Genomic DNA, 18,588 nt, shown 5'->3' with positions numbered 1-18,588 from the left:
TATAACAAAGCCTCGTTTAGCTACTCATGCTAAACGAGGCTTTGTTACTTTTTAACTACTTATCCACAATTTACTTAATTATTTTGAATATTCTATGCACTTATTCACAGAATTGGTGTATAACTTTGTGTAGATTGTGGATAGTATCATTTTTCCACCAAAAAGTTATCCACAAAAAAACAACTCTTCGCGTTGAAGAGCTGCTTTTTAAACTCAAATAAATAATTTAACTTCATATTTCATCTGTAGTACCTATGTATAAAGTATGACTGATATGTATATTACAATCGTTACTGTAATACAACTTGTGAGTGTTGTTACTAAAACAGTTTGACAATCTACTACAAATATATACTCAATCCCTAACTCATGATTGCATTTATTCACTTGTTTATTATGTAACATAAATAAAGGCATCCACATATTACATGGATGCCAAATACTTAATTAAAGTGATTTTCTTCTATAATACGGGTAAATTCTTCTAACGCGGCCACTTCATTCATCGTACTAAACCAACGATATGATTCAGAATCTAAAATTCGATAATGGTTGCTTAAAATATTTTGTTGCAAACGATATCCCTTATCCTCTTGTACTGTTCGCCACCATACATGTCCGCCCATAGTTTTTTCTTTTGGGCGTGCAATCACGTCATGCGCTGTTAGTTCCACTACTTCCATAGGATCGCCACCCATTGCATTTTGCAAAATTGAACTTTCTCTAAATAGGGCACATAGTGCAACTGTTGTTGTCCAGCCACATGGTGTTCGTTGTTTTTCGATTTGAACAAGTGTTTTTTTTGAAATACCTAGTACCTCAGCCATTTTATCCTGAGTATAATTATTTTCTGTACGCACTAACTTAAATTTCTCAGTAGCGATACTAATGATTTTTTCTTTATCCATATTTATCACCCTTAATTGTTTCTTTTAGTGTAATTTTATACTATTGAATGCAAAAAGGGAATTTTCTATTATAAAGTGGATTACAGTACAATAAATATTTCTTTTGCCATTACAACGCGATTTCTACCTTGTTCCTTCGCCTCATATAAGCATTGATCTGCTAATCCAATCATTGTTGCAGGCTCACTTGCCATTGAAGGATATTCTGCGATTCCTGCTGAAATTGTAATATTTTCCCCAGTTGGACTTATTGTTCGCTCGATATCCGTACGTAGCTGCTCTGCTACTAAATAAGCGTCAGTTGCAGATGTATTTGGCAATAAGATAATAAACTCTTCTCCACCATAACGGCAACATAAATCATTTGCTCTTGTTGCTTTTTTCATTTTCAAAGCTAAGAATTTTAATACTTCATCTCCAACACCGTGACCGTATGTATCATTCACCGACTTAAAATGATCTATATCGATTAAAATAATTGAGTAAGGTGTATTCCCACTTGTCCATTTTTGCATTCGTTCATTTAATGTTCGGCGATTCGTCAATCCTGTAAGTGGATCTGTTGTTGATTGGTCCATAAAGAAACTTACTTGTCCATGGAGAAAAGATAGGCTCTGAATTAATGCTTTTTTTAGTTGTATAACTTCATAATACCAGCCGGGTACTTGAGCGAGATTCTTTTCTTCGTTTGCTTTCATACTACTTTCCGTTAATGTTGCTAGTTGCTGTAATGGACGTGCAATTTTAAGTGAAGCCCATAAGATGATAACTAGTGAAACGAGCAATAGTGGTAATGCAACGTACAGCATCTGCTTTACCATATTTGTTGCCGGTTTCAAAGCAATTTCAGTTGAGCGTTGTGCCACAACTCCCCAATTGGCAATTGAAATATACGAATATCCTGCCAGCATATCTTTACCTTTAGAATTAATCAAACGAGATGCACCTGTACTATGGTTTTCAAGCATTTCACTTACAATCTTATTATCAGATACTACATCATTAATGCGTGATTTATCTTGATGATAAATTATGCGGCCATCGTTATCTACTACATACACGTAAGAACCGTCTTTATAAAAATGCTCACCGAGAACCTCATTCAATACATTATCTTCTTTCAAATAAATAGTTCCACCTATTAGCCCTAGGTATAGGCCCTCTTTTGCGAAAACTGGAACTGAAATGAAGATGAGCAAACGATTTGTAATTCCTTTATACGGCTTTGATATTAATGGTTTCTTTTGCGTTATCGCTTCTTTTATAGCATTAGAAGTAAGAGTCTTTCCTTTTAAATCTAATGATTGAGGGGAAGTTGCAAGTACTTCTCCCTTTGAGTCGACAATAGCTACAGAATTAAAAGTATTTGTTTGATTTTTCACACGATCTGCTTCATGTAACAATTTATCCTCATCATCAAAAATAGCTGTGATTTCTTCTGCACTTATATTAAGTGTTTGTAATGTTTCTTTCATATAATCATTTGCTGTCATTGCTAGTTTTTGAGCATACGCATGATTCGTTTCAAGAGTACTTTCTTGTAAGGATTGCGTATTCGTACGATAACTACTCCACAAACTACTCGCAATTGTTAAAAGGAATGCCAAAACAGCTACACTGATAATTAAATGGTGTAATTTTAGATTGATTTTTTTCATATGCCCCTACCTATTTCCTTATATAGCTCGATATAATACATCAAGTAAAATAGTAACATACCACAAGTGTTAAAATACAATAATTTACTATTTTATAAGTAATTTATTCTCTTTTTAAAATAAAAAAATCGCTATTAAGCCATCCAGCTTAATAGCGATTTATCCAAATTAATTAATTATTAATGTTAATTACTCGTAAGGCAATTTCCTTACTATTCTTTGTCTCTAGAGTGGTTGAAAATAGAATCTGCATTGTCGAAACAGTGTATAGTATCGTCAAAATCTTCTTCTACATCATCTATTTTAATACCTAAAAACCTCAATAACCTGTCCAACATACGATCAACCCCTTAATCTTCGTACTGACATTCTTGAAATTCCTATACTTATTTCGATGATTTACTTTCGTTCCTACTATTATTATACATAAAAATTGATAGAAATTCTAATAAGACGCTAACCATGCACGATTACTGTCATATTAAGGTTACTTATTCTATACAAAAAACCTCCTCATAGTTATATCTATCCAACAATGAGGAGGCTTTCAATTATAGTATCCATTAACAACATAAGAAATAGCAAAATGCTTATTTTTCAAATGAAATGAAAAGGATCATTAAGTAAAAACTAAATTTATATCTAGAACTCATCAAACCTCTATGCTAACTTTTTTAGCAAAAATTCCACTACAAATGAGTTTTTTTATGTAAAATAACCACGATTCCTGTTTAACTCCATCACTATTTGGAGTAGCGACACTATGGAGAATAAACTTTAATATAATTTCATTTGGCATTTCTTTATCCAGAAAATTCTCTTTTTTGCCTTGATCTATTATTGTTTGTAATATGCTATACATACCTATTTGTAATTGCTGTATTGCCGCTTTTTTATGTATAAGTACTTCAGAATCGTTTTCCTGAATTTCCTTTGCTTTCACTAAAATTTGTTGTAAATCTTTATATTTATACATTTTCGTCACTAATTCATCTAACTGTGCCGTAAAGGGCAGTTCTTGATCTATTAACTTTAAGTCTATATGTATTTTTTTTAAGGCTGAAACTAAATAATCAAAAATAAGTTCCTCTTTATTAACATAGTATTTATAAATTGCTGCTCTTGAGACATTCAAAGTATCAGCCAGTAGACTAAATGTATAACCTTCATATCCATACTTTAATAAAAGTATTTTGGTAGTATTAAATATTTCATCGGATGAAAATTTTCTCTCCCGCGCCATTTTAATCACCTCTATTTTTAAAGTAGTGGTACTATCCTATAATATCGACAAGGTATATTATACCATTATCACCCAATAATAGCATTACCATAGTGCAAATTATATATTTATCTCAATATATTGAATAATTTTATGTAAAACCAAGAAATTCTTTCACATTAAAAACGCTAGAAGTTTTTAGGACTCCTAGCGCTTTTTATTACTTCTTTTTAATAAGAATTTTCTTATCAAACAATACTTTTTTAGAAAGTGAGCAAAATAGGCATTGATATCTTCCTTGAAAAGTCCAACTGTACCACTATATTGCCAGTTGTAACTATCTTCAAACATTGTATTAAGAGTGATCAACATCTAAAACAAAGGCTGGTTTCGCTTCACGCACAAAGGAAGGGAGCCACTGTATTCTTTGTATCATCGCATAAGTATAGCTCTCAATTTATACAAGATTTATACAACTCTTATTATCAGCACAAACAATTCCATTTGAAATTGTTTGATTATTAAATCTTAGGGTATTTATATTATTAAGTACTTACTATAAAAGAGATATAATTAAATTGTCCTTTCTAATAAACATATGGGAACACATTTTTTAAGCGTTTTCAACTGAAATATAGGTTCTCATTTGCATTGGGGTTTCAACATGGTATACGATTTCTTAAAAGGCATAGGTTTCTAGTATGCCAATGTTTTAAAAAAAGGAGAGATTGTTTATGTTCGTAGTAACTAACCGTATTAAAACGAAAAAAGGCTTTGCTGAAAAAATGGCTCCTAACTTCACTCGTCCAGGTGCACTTCAATCATTTGAAGGCTTTGTCAAAGTTGAAGTAGCTGTATGCAAAGATTTTGAAGAATACGATGAAATGAGCGTTAATATGTACTGGGAAACACTTGATGGCTTCAAAGCGTGGCGCGAAAGTGACGCATTCAAAGCATCTCACAAACGTCCAGAAGCAAAACCAGGTGAAGCTCCAAAAGAATCTCCAATGCTTGGTAGTCAAATCGTTATAGCTGAAATTGTTTCACGTATTGAAGCAGCACAAGCTTAAGCTTTTATTCAATAAGAAAGGCTCTAAACTGAAGTTTTTATTCTCCAGTTAGAGCCTTTTTAAATTTATACTATTAATTTAATGATCCGTAGCTTACGATACGTGGTTCCCAGTAACTACCTTTTGCAACACTTTGATACTGTACTTTGTCCCCTGCTGCGTGTAAAACTTTGTTGTTTCCTGCATATAGACCAACATGCGTAATCGTGCTACCTCCTGGTGTAGCAGTGAAGAAGATTAAATCGCCTACTTCTGGACTACTTACTTTTTTAGTAACAGCACGTTGAGAACGACTATTATGTGGAAGTGTACCGTATCCAGCTTTTTTATATGCATAAGCTGTAAAACCTGAGCAATCAAAACCTGATGTCGACATGCCACCCCATACATAAGGAACGCCTAAATATTGACTACCTACACTTATCACTTTGTTACGAAGTGCTGAGTTTGAGCTAGAAACTTTTGTTGTTTTTTTGTATTTTTTTAAGTATGAGCTTGATACCCAACCTTTCTTGCTACTATGTTTGACTTTATACCACGTTGTTCCGCCTACTGTCTTTTTATATGAAGCTGTCACGACAGCTCCCTTTTTTAGTGTTGTTATTTTCCCACTTTTTAGTGATGCACTTTTACGCATATTTAATATTGATTTTGTTTTATATTTACCACTAATTTTTGTTGCTTTAGCAGTAGATGATGTTGATTTTTTATATTTTTTTAAGTATGAACCAGATACCCAACCAGTTTTTCCACCGTGTTTTACTTTGTACCATGTTGTACCACTTACTTTCTTTTTATATGTAGCTGTTACGACTGCACCTTTTTTTAGTGTTGTTATTTTCTTGCTGCTTGTAGATGGACCTTTACGCATATTCAATGCTGCTGTTGTTTTATATTTACCTGAAATTTTAGTTGCTTTTGAACTTGAAACCATCGTAATTCCGTTAGCAGAATCTTGTAAAACATTTGTTGCATTCGTTTGTGTTGGTTGTTGAGGTTGATTATTTACTAATGCTCCAAGTCCAAGTGTTATTGTCAAAGTAGTTGCTGTGATTGCCTTAAATACTGTTTGCTTGTTCATATTAATAATGTTCCTCCAATTTTTTCTTTTATAGTAGATAATAATATTTCGATGTTTATGGATGTAAATAACGTTTTTTTATTAATTCCACTATTAATACTAAGGAAAGTCAGATGGAGAAACAACGGCATTTCATTTACAATGTCATTACACTTTATTACAAATAACTCAAAATCCTCATACTATATCCAGTTTTTAATAAAACGGAAATATAAACGGATTAATTTTCCATTTAATACTACTTTTCTTTGTTATTTTATTTAATTGATGAATTCCATAATTTTTTTACTGAAAATGGTAACTACTTGATAAAAACATAATTATTCAATGCAAAAAACTCCCTTCTGCTTAAAAAGCTAAGGGAGTTTACTTATATAGTGAAAGAACTGATTATGGTTCTTATTGATAAATTTCTAAACTGAGAGCTGTCATTGACATTGGAATTTGAAATCCCTGAAATGACTCAATATTTCTATAGAAATCTTCTACTTGTATTTTCTGCAATTTTGTTTTTTATAGATCATGCTCTGGATTTTTTACTGTAATCATATTTTCCCTACGTTACTAAACCGTTTAATAGAAAACGGTGTGATATCTAAATCTGTAAATCCTTTTGTAATCAAGTCACTTAGGACTTCTCCAACAGCGCTAGCAAATTTGAAACCATGTCCTGAGAAACCAGCTGCGATGGCGATGTTATTGTGTTTTGGATGGACATCTATGATGAAATCTTCATCTGGCGTCATTGTGTACATACATGTTTTTCCGAATTTCAACTCATGCTCACGTGGCATAAATTCATCTAGGAATCCATTCAGATTTTCTACATCACCGACGACATCACCAAATGCAAGTTTGTCCTCATCTGGATTAATATTATCTCCTCCATCATGCCGTCCCACTTTTAATCCTGCGCCATCAATACTTGGAAAACCGTAGTATATACTTTCCGCAAGCTCGAATGTGAAAGCTGGAAAATCGTTTTGATTATAGTATTTTTCATCTACATCGTACCAAGCGAATGTTTTGCGAATTGGGTTTAGTGGAAGTTTTAAATCCAATTGTTTTAGTATTTCTCCAGCCCAAGCACCCGCAGAAATAATTACGGAGTCTGCTGTAAATATTGCACCATCTTCTGTATAAATCGTAACTTTGTCTGTCTGTGGATCGACTTTAATAACACGACTATTTGTACGAATAGTTGCTCCTGCATTTATGGCCAATTCTCTATAAGCTTCAATGCATGATTCTACTCTTAACACGCCCGAAGTAGGTTCGAAACAACCGAGGTAGTTATCTGGTAATTGCATACCTTCCCATTTTTCGTTTACCTCAGTTGCCGTCATAACCTCTAATGGTAGATCAAATTTCTCTGCACTCTTAATCACGTTTTTTATGAACGGAATATTTTTATCACCAACATTAATGACACCAGTTTGGAGAAAAATTTCCTTACCTGTTTGTTGTGCAAGTTCTTGCCATAAATCACGTGCACGTAAAGCGAGTGGAACATACTCTACCCCTTCACCATATGCATAACGAATTATGCGTGTCTCACCATGGTGACTTCCTTTATCATGTGGTGGATTAAAGGCATCTAATAGTAAAGTCTTTTTTCCACTTTGTGAAAGGAAATATCCCGCAGCCATTCCCATTGAACCTGCTCCTATAACTATCACATCATAATGCATTTTCATTGCCTCCTTGATACTCATTATTATTATTTTACTATGAATTTTTAGAATATTGGGGAGTGATAAGGATTATTGCTGAAATGTACAAGGCTGTTGTTCAACTTCTCATCTTGGAAGCGATACCTTTAATGGCTGCAATTCATATATTCCATTATTTTATTATTTAATCAACCTTAAACTTCCTCATTAGTTTCGCATTTTATGGCGAAAAATGCGATAATGAGGAAAACGAATATTAAGGATGACATGATGACAAAAATGATAACACTTAGAGTGGATCAAAGCTTTCTTGCAGATTTAAAAAGAGGCTATCCATTAATTTTAAAAGAGGCTGTAGTTAATACAGATATGCTACGTGAAGAAGGCGAACTTATTCGTCTTGTAGACCGCGCTAATCGCTATTTAGCAACTGGATATTATGGTAATCAAAATAAAGGAATTGGTTGGGTCCTAACGACAAAAGAACATGAAGAGATTGATGGGGCATTTTTCAAGACTAAATTGAAAACTGCACTAGATCACCGTGCTGACTTTTTCGAGGATAGCCAAACAACAGCATTCCGTGTATTTAACGGCGAAGGGGACGGCATTGGCGGTCTAACAATCGATTATTTTGATGGTTATTACATGGTTAGTTGGTATAGTGATGGAATATATAGCTTCAAACAATATATCTATGATGCACTTGCTGAGTTAGTTGAGTTCAAAGCTATTTATGAGAAAAAACGTTTTGATACGAAGGGACAATATATCGAGCAAGATGATTTCGTAATGGGTGAACCTGGAGATTTCCCTATCATTATTAAAGAGAATGGTATGAATTTTGCAGTGAACCTAAATGATGGTGCAATGACTGGGATTTTCCTTGACCAACGCGATGTACGTCGTACAATTCGTGATTATTATGCAGAAGATACGAATATGCTGAATACTTTCTCTTACACTGGTGCATTTTCAGTTGCTGCTGCTCTTGGCGGCGCAAAAGAAACAACGAGTGTTGATCTTGCAAAACGTAGCTTAGCAAAAACGATTGAACAATTTAGTGTCAATGGTATCGATTATGAAGCGCAAAATATTAAAGTAATGGATGTATTTGATTACTTCAAATATGCCGTTCGTCACAACATGAAATATGATTTAGTTGTACTTGATCCTCCTAGCTTTGCACGTTCGAAAAAAATGACATTTAGTACTGCAAAAGACTATCCGAAATTGCTAATGGACGCAATTTCTATTACGGAAAAAAACGGTATTATTGTTGCTTCTACAAACAATGCAAGCTTCGGTATGAAAAAGTTCAAGACGTTCATTGATAAGGCGTTTAAAGATTCAAACACTCGCTATAAAATAGTTGAACAATCTTCACTACCAAAAGATTTCCGCGCAAACCGCGACTTCCCTGAGTTCAACTATTTAAAAGTTGTGTTCATTAAAAAGCTGAATAAATAAGAGATTAAACCGCAACCAGAAATGGTCGCGGTTTTTATATTTTAGGTTAATCACTAATCTATACTAAGTACCATTTCAATAAAAACAACCGAATCCTTATCACTTTTATTGATTTGCTGTAATAGTAGTAGTTTCCATAGTTATCTGTATAAACAATTACTAGATTAATGCTTTAATTTTGCAAATATTTTCAGCTTTGCTCATAAAAAATTACTATTGCAAGAATTTGAATCCTAAGAACAAACCCCAAAAAAGAAATATCTGGCCTAAATAAAGAACTGATACTTCTTTTTAAGAATAGTTGATTCTCCGTTTCCCAACTTTTTCATGTAATGTTTTAATTACTGTTCTCGTTTTATCCAAATACTCTATTGTCTCTTCATATGTACTAGTTGCCACGCACATAAATAATATATCTAACACATGTAGCTGTGCTAATCGCGAAGAAGTTGCACCGCTTCTAAAAGTAGCTTCTAATTTAGGTGAAGTATATAAACAAATGTCTGCTAAGCTGGCAACAAGTGAATTCCCGTATCTGGTAAGACTAATTGTTGTAGCATTTACACCATTTGCTATCTCTAACACCTTAGCTACCTCATGTGTTTCTCCTGAAAATGAAATGCCAACAATTACATCTCCCTCTTCCGCGTTTACAACGGCGGTGCCGCCTAAATGTGTATCCGTGAAATACATACAGTATTTATTAATACGCACAAATTTTTGATACGCATCCATTGCAGCTATTGCTGATGCACCAACACCAAAGAAGAAAATTCTCTTAGCATTTAATATTGCATCCACAGCATGCATAAGCGCTTTTTGATCGATTAAATCTGCAGTTTCACGTAAAATTTGCATACTATGATTTGTAATCTTATCAATAGTTAACTCTAACGGCTCATTCGGTTCGATATCACGTACATCAACCTTCTCGCTTTGTAAATCTCCAGCAATTCTAAGCTTCAATTCTTGTATGCCACTTAAATTCAATGATTTACAAAGGCGAATGACAGCCGCACTACTTGTATGACTATGTTTGCCAATATCGATTGCTGTCATTTTAATTGCTTCAGCAGGATGTTTTAAAATATATTGAGCAATTTTCCTCTCAGAAGGTGGCAAGCTAGCTTCCATTTCGGAAAGTATTAGCAATCCCGAATTCATCTTTTCTATACTTATAACCCCCTGCTTCCTTATTTAATATTGAAGCAATATTACTATATTCTCTCTTAATTAGAGATTCTTCAGTTGTATTGCTGCACGAACGTGACCTTTTGAATTTGCTAAAAGTTGTTTTGACTCATCCAAAGTTGACTGTGTTAAAAGCATAACTATCGCTGGTTTCACTTCATAACCTGTTTTAGCTAATACCTGCTCTGCTTGTTCGTAAGTAACTTCTGTTGCCTCACAAACAATTCTTTTTGCACGTTCTTTTAATTTATTATTACTAGCATGTACATCAACCATTAGATTTTTATAGACTTTACCTAATTGAACCATAGTAGCTGTAGAGATCATGTTTAATACCATTTTATGTGCTGTAGCTGCCTTTAATCGTGTAGACCCTGTTAAGATTTCTGGACCTGTATCTACCTCAAGCGCAATATCAGCACATTCGCTAATAATTGAGTTTGGATTACTTGTTAAACTCATTGTTTTAGCTCCGACAGAACGAGCATAAACTAAAGCCCCTTTTACGAAAGGGGTACTTCCGCTTGCCGCAATACCGATCACCACATCATGTTCTGTTAAACCATGTTCTTTTAGGCTCGATTGACCCCATTGTTCATCATCTTCCGCTCCTTCAATGGCTAAGACAACTGCATCGATTCCACCTGCTAATATTGCCTGTACTACTTCTGGTGATGTACTAAATGTAGGAGGACATTCCACTGCGTCTAACAAACCAATTCTCCCGCTTGTTCCAGCACCTACATAGAATAATCTTCCCCCTGTCTCAAGCGAATGATATACTACCTTAATCGTTTTTTCTATTTTTGGTAGTACCTTTTCAATAGCTAGTGGAATTTTGAGGTCATCCTGATTCATTAATTTTATAATTTCAGCTACAGACATTAAATCTAAATTGGTTGTTTCCCTATGATGCGCTTCTGTTTTCAGTTTTAGCTCTCGCTCCATAGATTTTCAATTCCTCCTAATCTTATTTTCAAGATCAACTTTCATCCATGTCTGTAACAGATCAACTTTCATTTTCTTTGTGATTGGAATGTACATTTCAAGTAGTGCTAAAGTAAATGCACCAACTACTGGTGATACAGATGGTTTAATCAATTCATTGTCACTTAAGACTAAGCTTAGAGAATTCTCAAATTGACTTAAGAAATACTCATTTTCAAATAAGCCACCACATACAACTATTGGTAATGACTTTGCACTTTCCTCTCTTGAATATATAATTTCCAATAGGTGCACTAGTTGAGCCACCGCATCAAATACAATTCGACACGCTACATCGTTACCTCGCTCTGCTAATTTCAAAACAATCATCGCAATAGATGACACGATCAAACGTGGTTGCTCCTGTTCATAAACTTTCGTGATGATGCCTACGGTATTATTCAGTTGAAGATATTTGAGAACTTCTTCCGTAAATTCATCAAGCTGCTCTTGTAAATCGTATAGTTGTGAGATATGACTTAATGCCTGTGTCCCAATATAATAACCACTACCTTCATCGCCAAATAAATAGCCCCATCCACCTGCTCGACTAATTTTGCGACCATCTTCTTGTACTAAATAAGCAATAGAACCGGTACCAGCTATTAAAACCAATCCATCCAATTTAAATGTGCCACTTACCAAGGCTGCTACTGCATCATTAGTAACTCGAATTGTACAATGATACGATTGAAAATACTCTTGTATCCATTCATTCCAGCAGACTAAATCTTCCTCACGATCACCACCAGCTGCACATACAAATACAGCCTTGACCTCCGCTTTTTGAATAGCGGACTTTACTAACAACTTATCTAATAAATGGACTAATTGGATTTTAACTTTTTCCTTTGGAGTGGCTTTTATATTCGAGCCTTCACCAGTTACAAGAGCTAGAATCTCTCCATCGCTATTGCCAATCACCGCTTGAGTTTTAGTTCCGCCACCATCTATTCCAATAAAATATCGTTTATTTAACTGCACCTGCCGTCAGTCCTTCCATAAACTGCTTTGAAGCGATGAAAAATAGTAAAATCATTGGTAATGAAGCTAAAGTTAAGCCTGCGAATAGTGAACCCCAATCTGCCGAATGTTCACCAAATAATGACATCATTCCTACAGGGATCGTCATTTTCGCCTTTTCCGTAATAAAAATTAATGGGAAGAAAAAATCATTCCATGCAGATATAAAATTAATAATAACTACAGTTCCTAAAGCAGGTCGCATAATTGGTAAGAGCACATGCCAGAGTATGCGTATATTTCCTGCACCATCCATTCGAGCTGCTTCCTCTAATTCAACAGGCATTGTACGGAAAAAGCCTGTCAAAATAAGCATCGTTAACGGGATCCCTGTTGCAACATTCATAAAAATTAATGACCAAAGTGAATTAATTAATCCTAAATCTCTCATCAAAATAAATAATGGTACAATCCCTAACTTAATCGGTATCATCATTCCTAATAAAAAAATAAAGAAAATGGCATTAGTCCACGAAAATTTAAAACGAGCAATATAAAAAGCTGCTAAAGAACACACAATAATAATTAAAGATACTGACACAACGCTTACTATGACACTATTCATAAAGTAAGTAGTAAAAGGAACTTTTGATAATAACGTCCGATAAGTATCTAAGCTAATACTTGTCGGCAGACCTAAAGGGTTTTTAAAAATTTCTGCACTCGTTTTGAATGAAGAAAGAATCATTAACAAGATCGGATACAAACTAATTGTCGCTGCAACAAAAACAACAATATAATAGAAAGGTTTAGTCCAAATAGTACCTTGCTTCATACCTTCACCTCTCACATCTCAACGTCTTTTTTATTCATCACTCGTAAGAAAACCGAAGTACATATTAAAATAAAGCAGAATAAGCATGTCGCTAAAGCCGAGCCTAATCCTATAGAAGTAGATCCCGCAGCAGTTGAACTGCCAAATGCTAACCTATAGAAAAACACTGCTAATGTATCTGTAGAATAATAGGGTTCGCCCATCGATCCCTGCATAGCATAAATAAGTTCGAAAGCTTCAAACGATTGAATGAACGTCAATACGCCCATAATCATAATGGAGGGAATCATTAATGGTAAATAGATTCTAGACAACATTTTAAAGCCCTTTGCTCCATCTAATCTGGCTGCTTCAATAAGTTCACTTGAAATCCCTTGAAAACCGGCCAAAAAAATAAGAACACCAAATCCAATACCAAACCAACAATTCACTAGAATAATAACAATAAGAGCTGTATCCGGATCACCTAACCATGCTCTTTGCAAACTTTCTAGGCCTAGCTTTTCAAGTAAAACATTCACTGTACCATAGTTTGGATTTAAGATGAGTTTCCATAAAAAGCCGACTACAATAACAGAGAGTACCCTTGGTAAAAAGAAAGCAGCTTTGAAAAACTCTGAACCTCTGATTCTTTTATAGATGATAAAGGCTAAAAAGAAAGCCAGACCATTCATCACAACCATCTGTATAATAAAATAAATTCCATTATGCTTAAAAGCATTCCAAAACATAGACCCATAAGGTTCTTTTGTAAAGAGCGTAAGGAAGTTTTGAAGCCCTACAAAATTGCCTCTGCTCATTCCATTAAATTCAAAAAAACTATAGGATAGGGCAGCCATTATTGGATATAACACGAACATTCCATAAATGATTAATGCCGGTATAGGAAATAAGTGAATTGTCCACTTTGACCAACTCCGTTTCTTTTTTATCGATGGAGCTGTCCCATTTGTCATATACCATAGCCTCCTTTATGTAAATTGAAACAATAGGCCCTCACCTCTTTTCAGTGAGGGCAATTATTATTTATTGAAACGGCTTAAACCATGTTTTTGCATTTTCTTGCACTTTTTTTGCTACACCATCAACTTTCACATCACCTAAATACATTCCTTGTAGTTCAGTTTCAAGTACTGTTTTCGTTGTTGGGTCTCCACCTGTAAAATTAGTAACCCACATATAAGGTGTCGCGTTAGATTCTACTGCTTTACTAAGATCACTTAATAGTGCCTGATCAGAAGAAATGCCAGGCATTGCACTAATCATTGAGAACTCTTTTACAAATAGTTCACCAAATTCTTTTGTAGTTAAAAATTCTAAAAACACCTTTGCTGCCTCTTTATTTTTTGAGTTGGCATTCATAGCAAATGAGCCATCAACCCATGTTGTAACAGTTTTATTGCCTGCTTTAGATGGCATGGGGAAAAAGCCAAAATCTAAATCTGGATTCATTTCCGAAACAACGGGGATTTCCCAACTACCTAATGGGAACATGGCTGCTTTTTCTAATGCAAACTCAGTTCGAATATCATCCATTCCTAGACCCTCTGAGTTTTTAGGAAAGTATTTCTTCAAATCATTCATCACTTGAATAGATTCTTTAAACTTTGCATCTGTGAAATCTTTTTCACCAGCTAAAACTGACTTGTAGAAATCATTACCCTCATAAACACCTGGCCCCACAATGCCGTGGAGCAAAGATAATAGCCAACTTTCCTTTGTACCCATCGCAATAGGTGTGATACCTTTTGCTAGAAGTTTGTCATTTAATTGAATGAATTCATCCCATGTATTTGGAACATCTAAACCTTGCTCTTTGAAAATCTTCTTATTATAGAAGAATTGAGTAGAACTCAAATTAATTGGTACCCCATACTGATTTCCTTCTGCATCTCGAGAAGCTTGTAGCGCTTCTTCCGAGAATACATTCATTCCATTTAAATCGTTAATTTTTTCTATGAATCCTGATTCTGCTAGTTTTAAACCAGCAGCATATGGACGTAAATGAATAATATCCGGACCTTCTCCCGCTTGTAATGCTGTGTTTAATACCGTATTATATTCTGTGTTTTTTGTAGGACTGAAAGTGACTTTAATATCTGGATGTTCCTCGTTGAATAATGCGATTACTTTTTCATATTTTGCTACATCTTCTGTACGCCAGCTACCAATTGTCAGTGACACTTCCTTTGAAGATTCGGATTCTTTATCTCCCTTGCTCGTGTCATCAGATTTGTCTTTTGAGCCACAGCCAGCTAATACGATTGTCAACAAAAGTACAAACAAAAAGAACCACCTATTCAATACCTTCATGTCTGTTCCTCCACCCCAAAATTAGTTAAGCAATTCCTCATACACCAGGTCGTGAATCTGCCTTCTGATTTCTCGAATCGAATTGTTTCTTCCAAAATGCACGGCATTAGTTAATAATATGATAGAAGATTTTTTTACAGGATCCATGCAAATACTAGTTCCTGTAAATCCTGTATGTCCAAAAGCTCCTACGCTCACCTTCTTTCCAAAGGATACTGATGGTTCTTCACCAGTCAGCACTTCAAACCCAAGACCCCTTCCTAAAAACGTATTCATATATGCTGACTCCATCCAATTGAATGGAATAACCGACTGTTGTCTAATACCTAACCAATACTCTGAAAACAAGAGTAAATCCTTTGCACTTGAAAATAAGCCCGCACTACCAGATACACCGCCTAATAAAAGCGCTTTCTCATCATGTACATCTCCTTGGACATATTGTCCTTTAACTAGTTCAGTAGAAGCCACCTTATACTTTTGGTTATCCGGCAATAAAAATTGTGTATTATGCATATTCCACGGATTAAAAAAATGTCGTTTCACAAATTGATCTAACAATTCCCCTGTCACTTTTTCTACTATCTTGCCTAATAAGATCATCCCTAGATCACTATAAGCGACAAATCGACCTGGATTATAGACTAAATTACATGCTAATATTTCACTCATTATATCCCTGTTATGATGTCTCTCTACTTTTGGTACTAACCCTGCTGGTAATCCTGATCTATGCTGTAACAAATGTCGAATCGTCACCTTTGGAAAACGAAATGCTGGTATAATTTCCGACACACTTCTATCAAGTTGAAGTTCATTTCTACTTAGTAAATATAAGGTAGCTGGTAATGTAGCGACGACCTTTGTTAAAGAAGCCAAATCAAAAAGGGTATTTTCTGTGATTGCATGCAATTGCAAATCCTGTCCTTTGAAATGCCCGTAGCTCTTGGTTATTAAATGCCTCGAATCCTGTTGCGCACTAATAACTACACCCGGTAGCAATTTTTTTTGAATTATTTGTTTGATATACTCGTCTATCATGACAACACCCTTGTTATTTTTTAGATTTTCCATGTTATTACGATATGAAATTAAATAACAAAAAATAAGCGGATTTCTGAAATTTTTTTTTAAACCATATACACATAAAAAAAGAGCTATCCGTCATATTAGCGGATAACTCTTTTTCTATGTGTTCTATTGAATAACTTAGTCAATTTTTACAAAAAACTGCACTTGATTATAATGTCAATTCTTGCAACGCCTTTTTCAATTCCTGAACCTCTTCCGAACTTAACGTTACGCCCTTACCCATCTTCGTATGATCCTCAGACCAATCTCTTAGATCATACTTAGGGGCACGATCATTCCAACTGATTAAATTTAATTCTTTCTGCCAACCTTTAGCACCTTCAGAAAGTACTGCAATGTTTTCTACGATTTCGTATTTTAGTTCTGCCATTTACTCTTACTCCTTTGTTCTTTAATAACTTCATCATTTGGGCTAACTAGCTTAAATGTATGATGTTACAGTACTATTTTCCCTAAGCACCATCAGCCTCGTAATAATCCATTATATCAGAACTTTCTATTTCTTATTTGCAAAGCGAATTGCTCTACTCATGACTGTAGGCACGACAGATGCATGATTTTCTTCTGGAGCACAGTAAAATTCACATTCCACATACTTTTGTTGATCTGCACTTAATCGGCTGAACACTTGTTTTGCATCGTCAACCATAAAGCCCTCACATTCACCTACTGCAATGTAAAGGTTCTTCTTCCCATACGCTTCCGATTGTCTCAGAAATCCATCCATGTATGTTAAAATTTCATGATCATTCCACCAGATTGATGGACTTAAAGCTAGATAAGTTTGAAAGGCTTTTGGTTTTGTGAAAAGTGTCCATAATGTAAAAAGGCCGCTGAGAGAATGTCCGAACAGAGCTTGTTTTCCCTTATTAATAGAATAGCGTCTTTCTATTTTCGGTTTTAACTCTAACTCAATAAAATCAAGAAATTTCTGTGCTCCTCCGTGGACACCAACATCAAAACCCTTTAGCCGATCTGGATAAACATACTTATTTGCAGGTGCAGTAAAATCATAGAATCTTCGTTTGGAAGCATCCTTTCCCTCACCTTGATGCCCAATACCTACAATAATCGCCTCATTCACCAATGTTTTCGGTGCATTTCTAGATTGCAAACTTACGATGCCTTGAGCAAATTGAAAGTATGAATTTCCATCTAATATATAAATAACAGGATAGCCATCTACAGGTGGGGGTGAACTAGGTAATGATACTTTTATATCATATGAATAATCCATTTCATCAGAATAGTATAGCCATTGTTCTGTATTGTCTTGAGTGACTTTATTTATTGCTTTCACTACTTTTCCCCCGATTCCTGCTCTAGGAAAGTATCATATCCAAAACACACTGGTGCCCCATTATCTGGGTCAATCATTATGCGTGCATCGATATTGAACACTTGCTTTAGAGTTCCTTTTTCTAAAATTTCATTAGGTGTACCGACAGTAATAATTTCTCCTTCTTTCATTGCAATGATTTCATGCGAAAAACGTGCAGCATGATTGATATCATGTAATACCATTATTATTGTGCAATGATGCTCTCTATTTAGACGCTCTACAATCTTCAGTACTTCAAGTTGGTGAGCAAGATCTAAATAAGTCGTCGGTTCATCCAACAGTAAAATACTTGTCTCTTGTGCAAGAGCCATTGCTAGCCATACTTTTTGACGTTGACCACCTGAAAGTTGAGCGATTTCTCGATCACGAAAAGCAGTCGTTTTCGTTATATCCATAGCCCATTCAATCACTTCAATATCTTTATTTGATAAAGTACCTACATTTTTCCGATGCGGGAAGCGACCGTAAGAAATAAGCTCCTCTACTTTTAATTGTAAAGGTGCTTCGGGATTTTGAGATAAGAGTGCCAGTTGCTTTGCAATCTCCTTCGTCGAAATTGTCTTCATGTCTTGTTCCTGCAAAAATACATTACCACTTTGTTGTTTTAGGATTCGTCCAATTGTTTTTAATAAGGTTGATTTACCACATCCATTTGGACCGATAATTGTTGTTATTTTTCCTTCTTTAATTGTCGTATTCAAATCTGAAAAAACTGTGACTTTTTCATATCCTGCCGTCAATTGTTTCGCTCTAATAACACTAGTCACCATTTATCGGTTCTCC

Annotated in this window: 18 protein-coding genes; 2 read left to right on the top strand and 16 right to left on the bottom strand. The window is 34.8% G+C overall.

Translation table 11 applies throughout. The features are described from left to right. Positions 1-443: 443 nt before the first annotated feature. From BK137_RS09430 to BK137_RS09420, 4 genes are all read right to left on the bottom strand, one after another. Positions 444-908, bottom strand: coding sequence for a helix-turn-helix transcriptional regulator (locus tag BK137_RS09430; RefSeq protein WP_038180580.1), 465 nt, complete (start codon positions 906-908; stop codon positions 444-446). A gap of 80 nt (positions 909-988) precedes the next feature. Then, positions 989-2,566 (bottom strand): sensor domain-containing diguanylate cyclase, encoded by a 1,578-nt coding sequence (locus tag BK137_RS09425; RefSeq protein ID WP_038180582.1) that lies wholly within the window; start codon positions 2,564-2,566, stop codon positions 989-991. Between the two features lie 212 nt (positions 2,567-2,778). Continuing rightward, a complete protein-coding gene (locus BK137_RS22805; RefSeq protein ID WP_268746456.1) occupies positions 2,779-2,904 on the bottom strand; it encodes a hypothetical protein in 126 nt (41 codons plus the stop codon). Between the two features lie 314 nt (positions 2,905-3,218). Continuing rightward, positions 3,219-3,809: a TetR/AcrR family transcriptional regulator gene (locus BK137_RS09420; protein WP_038180585.1), complete on the bottom strand. Its 591-nt coding sequence runs from the start codon at positions 3,807-3,809 to the stop codon at positions 3,219-3,221. A gap of 713 nt (positions 3,810-4,522) precedes the next feature. Between BK137_RS09420 and BK137_RS09415 the strand changes: the two genes are divergently transcribed. Next, positions 4,523-4,858, top strand: a complete 336-nt coding sequence (locus tag BK137_RS09415; RefSeq protein WP_038180587.1) for a heme oxygenase — start codon at positions 4,523-4,525, stop codon at positions 4,856-4,858. 73 nt (positions 4,859-4,931) lie between these two features. On the opposite strand, the gene BK137_RS09410 is transcribed toward BK137_RS09415, so the two are convergent. Together BK137_RS09410 and solA are read right to left on the bottom strand one after the other, a co-directional pair. Next, positions 4,932-5,939 carry a C40 family peptidase gene (locus BK137_RS09410; RefSeq protein ID WP_051448590.1) on the bottom strand — a complete coding sequence of 336 codons (1,008 nt, stop codon included), beginning with the start codon at positions 5,937-5,939 and terminating at the stop codon, positions 4,932-4,934. A 545-nt stretch (positions 5,940-6,484) separates the two neighbouring features. Continuing rightward, on the bottom strand, positions 6,485-7,630 hold the full coding sequence (gene solA / locus BK137_RS09405) for an N-methyl-L-tryptophan oxidase (protein WP_038180590.1): 1,146 nt from the start codon (positions 7,628-7,630) through the stop codon (positions 6,485-6,487). A 252-nt stretch (positions 7,631-7,882) separates the two neighbouring features. Between solA and BK137_RS09400 the strand changes: the two genes are divergently transcribed. Continuing rightward, entirely contained in the window at positions 7,883-9,082 is a 1,200-nt protein-coding gene (locus tag BK137_RS09400) for a class I SAM-dependent rRNA methyltransferase (protein WP_038180594.1), read from the top strand. Positions 9,083-9,373: 291 nt separating this feature from the next. Here BK137_RS09400 and BK137_RS09395 read toward each other — a convergent pair whose 3' ends face one another. The 10 genes from BK137_RS09395 to BK137_RS09350 all read right to left on the bottom strand — a co-directional run bounded on the left by BK137_RS09395 (position 9,374) and on the right by BK137_RS09350 (position 18,575). After that, entirely contained in the window at positions 9,374-10,255 is an 882-nt protein-coding gene (locus BK137_RS09395) for a MurR/RpiR family transcriptional regulator (protein WP_038180596.1), read from the bottom strand. 60 nt (positions 10,256-10,315) lie between these two features. Further along, complete coding sequence (gene murQ / locus BK137_RS09390; RefSeq protein WP_038180598.1) at positions 10,316-11,221, bottom strand: N-acetylmuramic acid 6-phosphate etherase; 906 nt, start codon at positions 11,219-11,221, stop codon at positions 10,316-10,318. Positions 11,222-11,227: 6 nt separating this feature from the next. Then, the gene (locus BK137_RS09385) at positions 11,228-12,244 is read right to left on the bottom strand and encodes an N-acetylglucosamine kinase (RefSeq protein ID WP_038180600.1); all 1,017 of its coding nucleotides are present in this window, start codon (positions 12,242-12,244) and stop codon (positions 11,228-11,230) included. Next, on the bottom strand, positions 12,231-13,058 hold the full coding sequence (locus BK137_RS09380) for a carbohydrate ABC transporter permease (RefSeq protein WP_038180602.1): 828 nt from the start codon (positions 13,056-13,058) through the stop codon (positions 12,231-12,233). The genes BK137_RS09385 and BK137_RS09380 overlap by 14 nt, the downstream gene beginning before the upstream one ends. 11 nt (positions 13,059-13,069) lie before the next feature. Next, positions 13,070-14,014: a carbohydrate ABC transporter permease gene (locus BK137_RS09375; RefSeq protein ID WP_038180605.1), complete on the bottom strand. Its 945-nt coding sequence runs from the start codon at positions 14,012-14,014 to the stop codon at positions 13,070-13,072. Positions 14,015-14,084: 70 nt separating this feature from the next. Next, positions 14,085-15,371: an ABC transporter substrate-binding protein gene (locus tag BK137_RS09370; RefSeq protein ID WP_038180607.1), complete on the bottom strand. Its 1,287-nt coding sequence runs from the start codon at positions 15,369-15,371 to the stop codon at positions 14,085-14,087. Between the two features lie 21 nt (positions 15,372-15,392). After that, positions 15,393-16,412, bottom strand: coding sequence for a serine hydrolase domain-containing protein (locus tag BK137_RS09365; protein ID WP_038180608.1), 1,020 nt, complete (start codon positions 16,410-16,412; stop codon positions 15,393-15,395). A gap of 199 nt (positions 16,413-16,611) precedes the next feature. Beyond that, a complete protein-coding gene (locus BK137_RS09360; RefSeq protein WP_038180610.1) occupies positions 16,612-16,833 on the bottom strand; it encodes a YdbC family protein in 222 nt (73 codons plus the stop codon). A gap of 126 nt (positions 16,834-16,959) precedes the next feature. Then, a complete protein-coding gene (locus BK137_RS09355) occupies positions 16,960-17,763 on the bottom strand; it encodes an alpha/beta hydrolase (protein WP_235175682.1) in 804 nt (267 codons plus the stop codon). Then, positions 17,763-18,575 (bottom strand): ABC transporter ATP-binding protein, encoded by an 813-nt coding sequence (locus BK137_RS09350; protein WP_038180611.1) that lies wholly within the window; start codon positions 18,573-18,575, stop codon positions 17,763-17,765. Before BK137_RS09350 ends, BK137_RS09355 begins: the two co-directional genes overlap by 1 nt. Positions 18,576-18,588: the final 13 nt, after the last annotated feature.

This window comes from Viridibacillus arenosi (assembly GCF_001955655.1).
GTDB classification, from domain to species: Bacteria; Bacillota; Bacilli; order Bacillales_A; family Planococcaceae; genus Viridibacillus; species Viridibacillus arenosi.
Note: the sequence above shows the minus strand (reverse complement) of the source record. Positions and strands in the feature narration are given on the sequence as shown.

Bases quoted from the DNA above. Each gene is read 5' to 3' on its own strand.
- BK137_RS09410 (WP_051448590.1), bottom strand. From the start codon at position 5,939: ATGAACAAGCAAACAGTATTTAAGGCAATCACAGCAACTACTTTGACA.
- BK137_RS09375 (WP_038180605.1), bottom strand. From the start codon at position 14,014: ATGACAAATGGGACAGCTCCATCGATAAAAAAGAAACGGAGTTGGTCA.
- BK137_RS09350 (WP_038180611.1), bottom strand. From the start codon at position 18,575: ATGGTGACTAGTGTTATTAGAGCGAAACAATTGACGGCAGGATATGAA.
- BK137_RS09430 (WP_038180580.1), bottom strand. From the start codon at position 908: ATGGATAAAGAAAAAATCATTAGTATCGCTACTGAGAAATTTAAGTTA.
- BK137_RS09415 (WP_038180587.1), top strand. From the start codon at position 4,523: ATGTTCGTAGTAACTAACCGTATTAAAACGAAAAAAGGCTTTGCTGAA.
- BK137_RS09365 (WP_038180608.1), bottom strand. From the start codon at position 16,412: ATGATAGACGAGTATATCAAACAAATAATTCAAAAAAAATTGCTACCG.
- BK137_RS09370 (WP_038180607.1), bottom strand. From the start codon at position 15,371: ATGAAGGTATTGAATAGGTGGTTCTTTTTGTTTGTACTTTTGTTGACA.
- BK137_RS22805 (WP_268746456.1), bottom strand. From the start codon at position 2,904: ATGTTGGACAGGTTATTGAGGTTTTTAGGTATTAAAATAGATGATGTA.
- BK137_RS09360 (WP_038180610.1), bottom strand. From the start codon at position 16,833: ATGGCAGAACTAAAATACGAAATCGTAGAAAACATTGCAGTACTTTCT.
- BK137_RS09420 (WP_038180585.1), bottom strand. From the start codon at position 3,809: ATGGCGCGGGAGAGAAAATTTTCATCCGATGAAATATTTAATACTACC.
- solA (WP_038180590.1), bottom strand. From the start codon at position 7,630: ATGCATTATGATGTGATAGTTATAGGAGCAGGTTCAATGGGAATGGCT.
- BK137_RS09425 (WP_038180582.1), bottom strand. From the start codon at position 2,566: ATGAAAAAAATCAATCTAAAATTACACCATTTAATTATCAGTGTAGCT.
- BK137_RS09380 (WP_038180602.1), bottom strand. From the start codon at position 13,058: ATGAAGCAAGGTACTATTTGGACTAAACCTTTCTATTATATTGTTGTT.
- murQ (WP_038180598.1), bottom strand. From the start codon at position 11,221: ATGGAGCGAGAGCTAAAACTGAAAACAGAAGCGCATCATAGGGAAACA.
- BK137_RS09400 (WP_038180594.1), top strand. From the start codon at position 7,883: ATGACAAAAATGATAACACTTAGAGTGGATCAAAGCTTTCTTGCAGAT.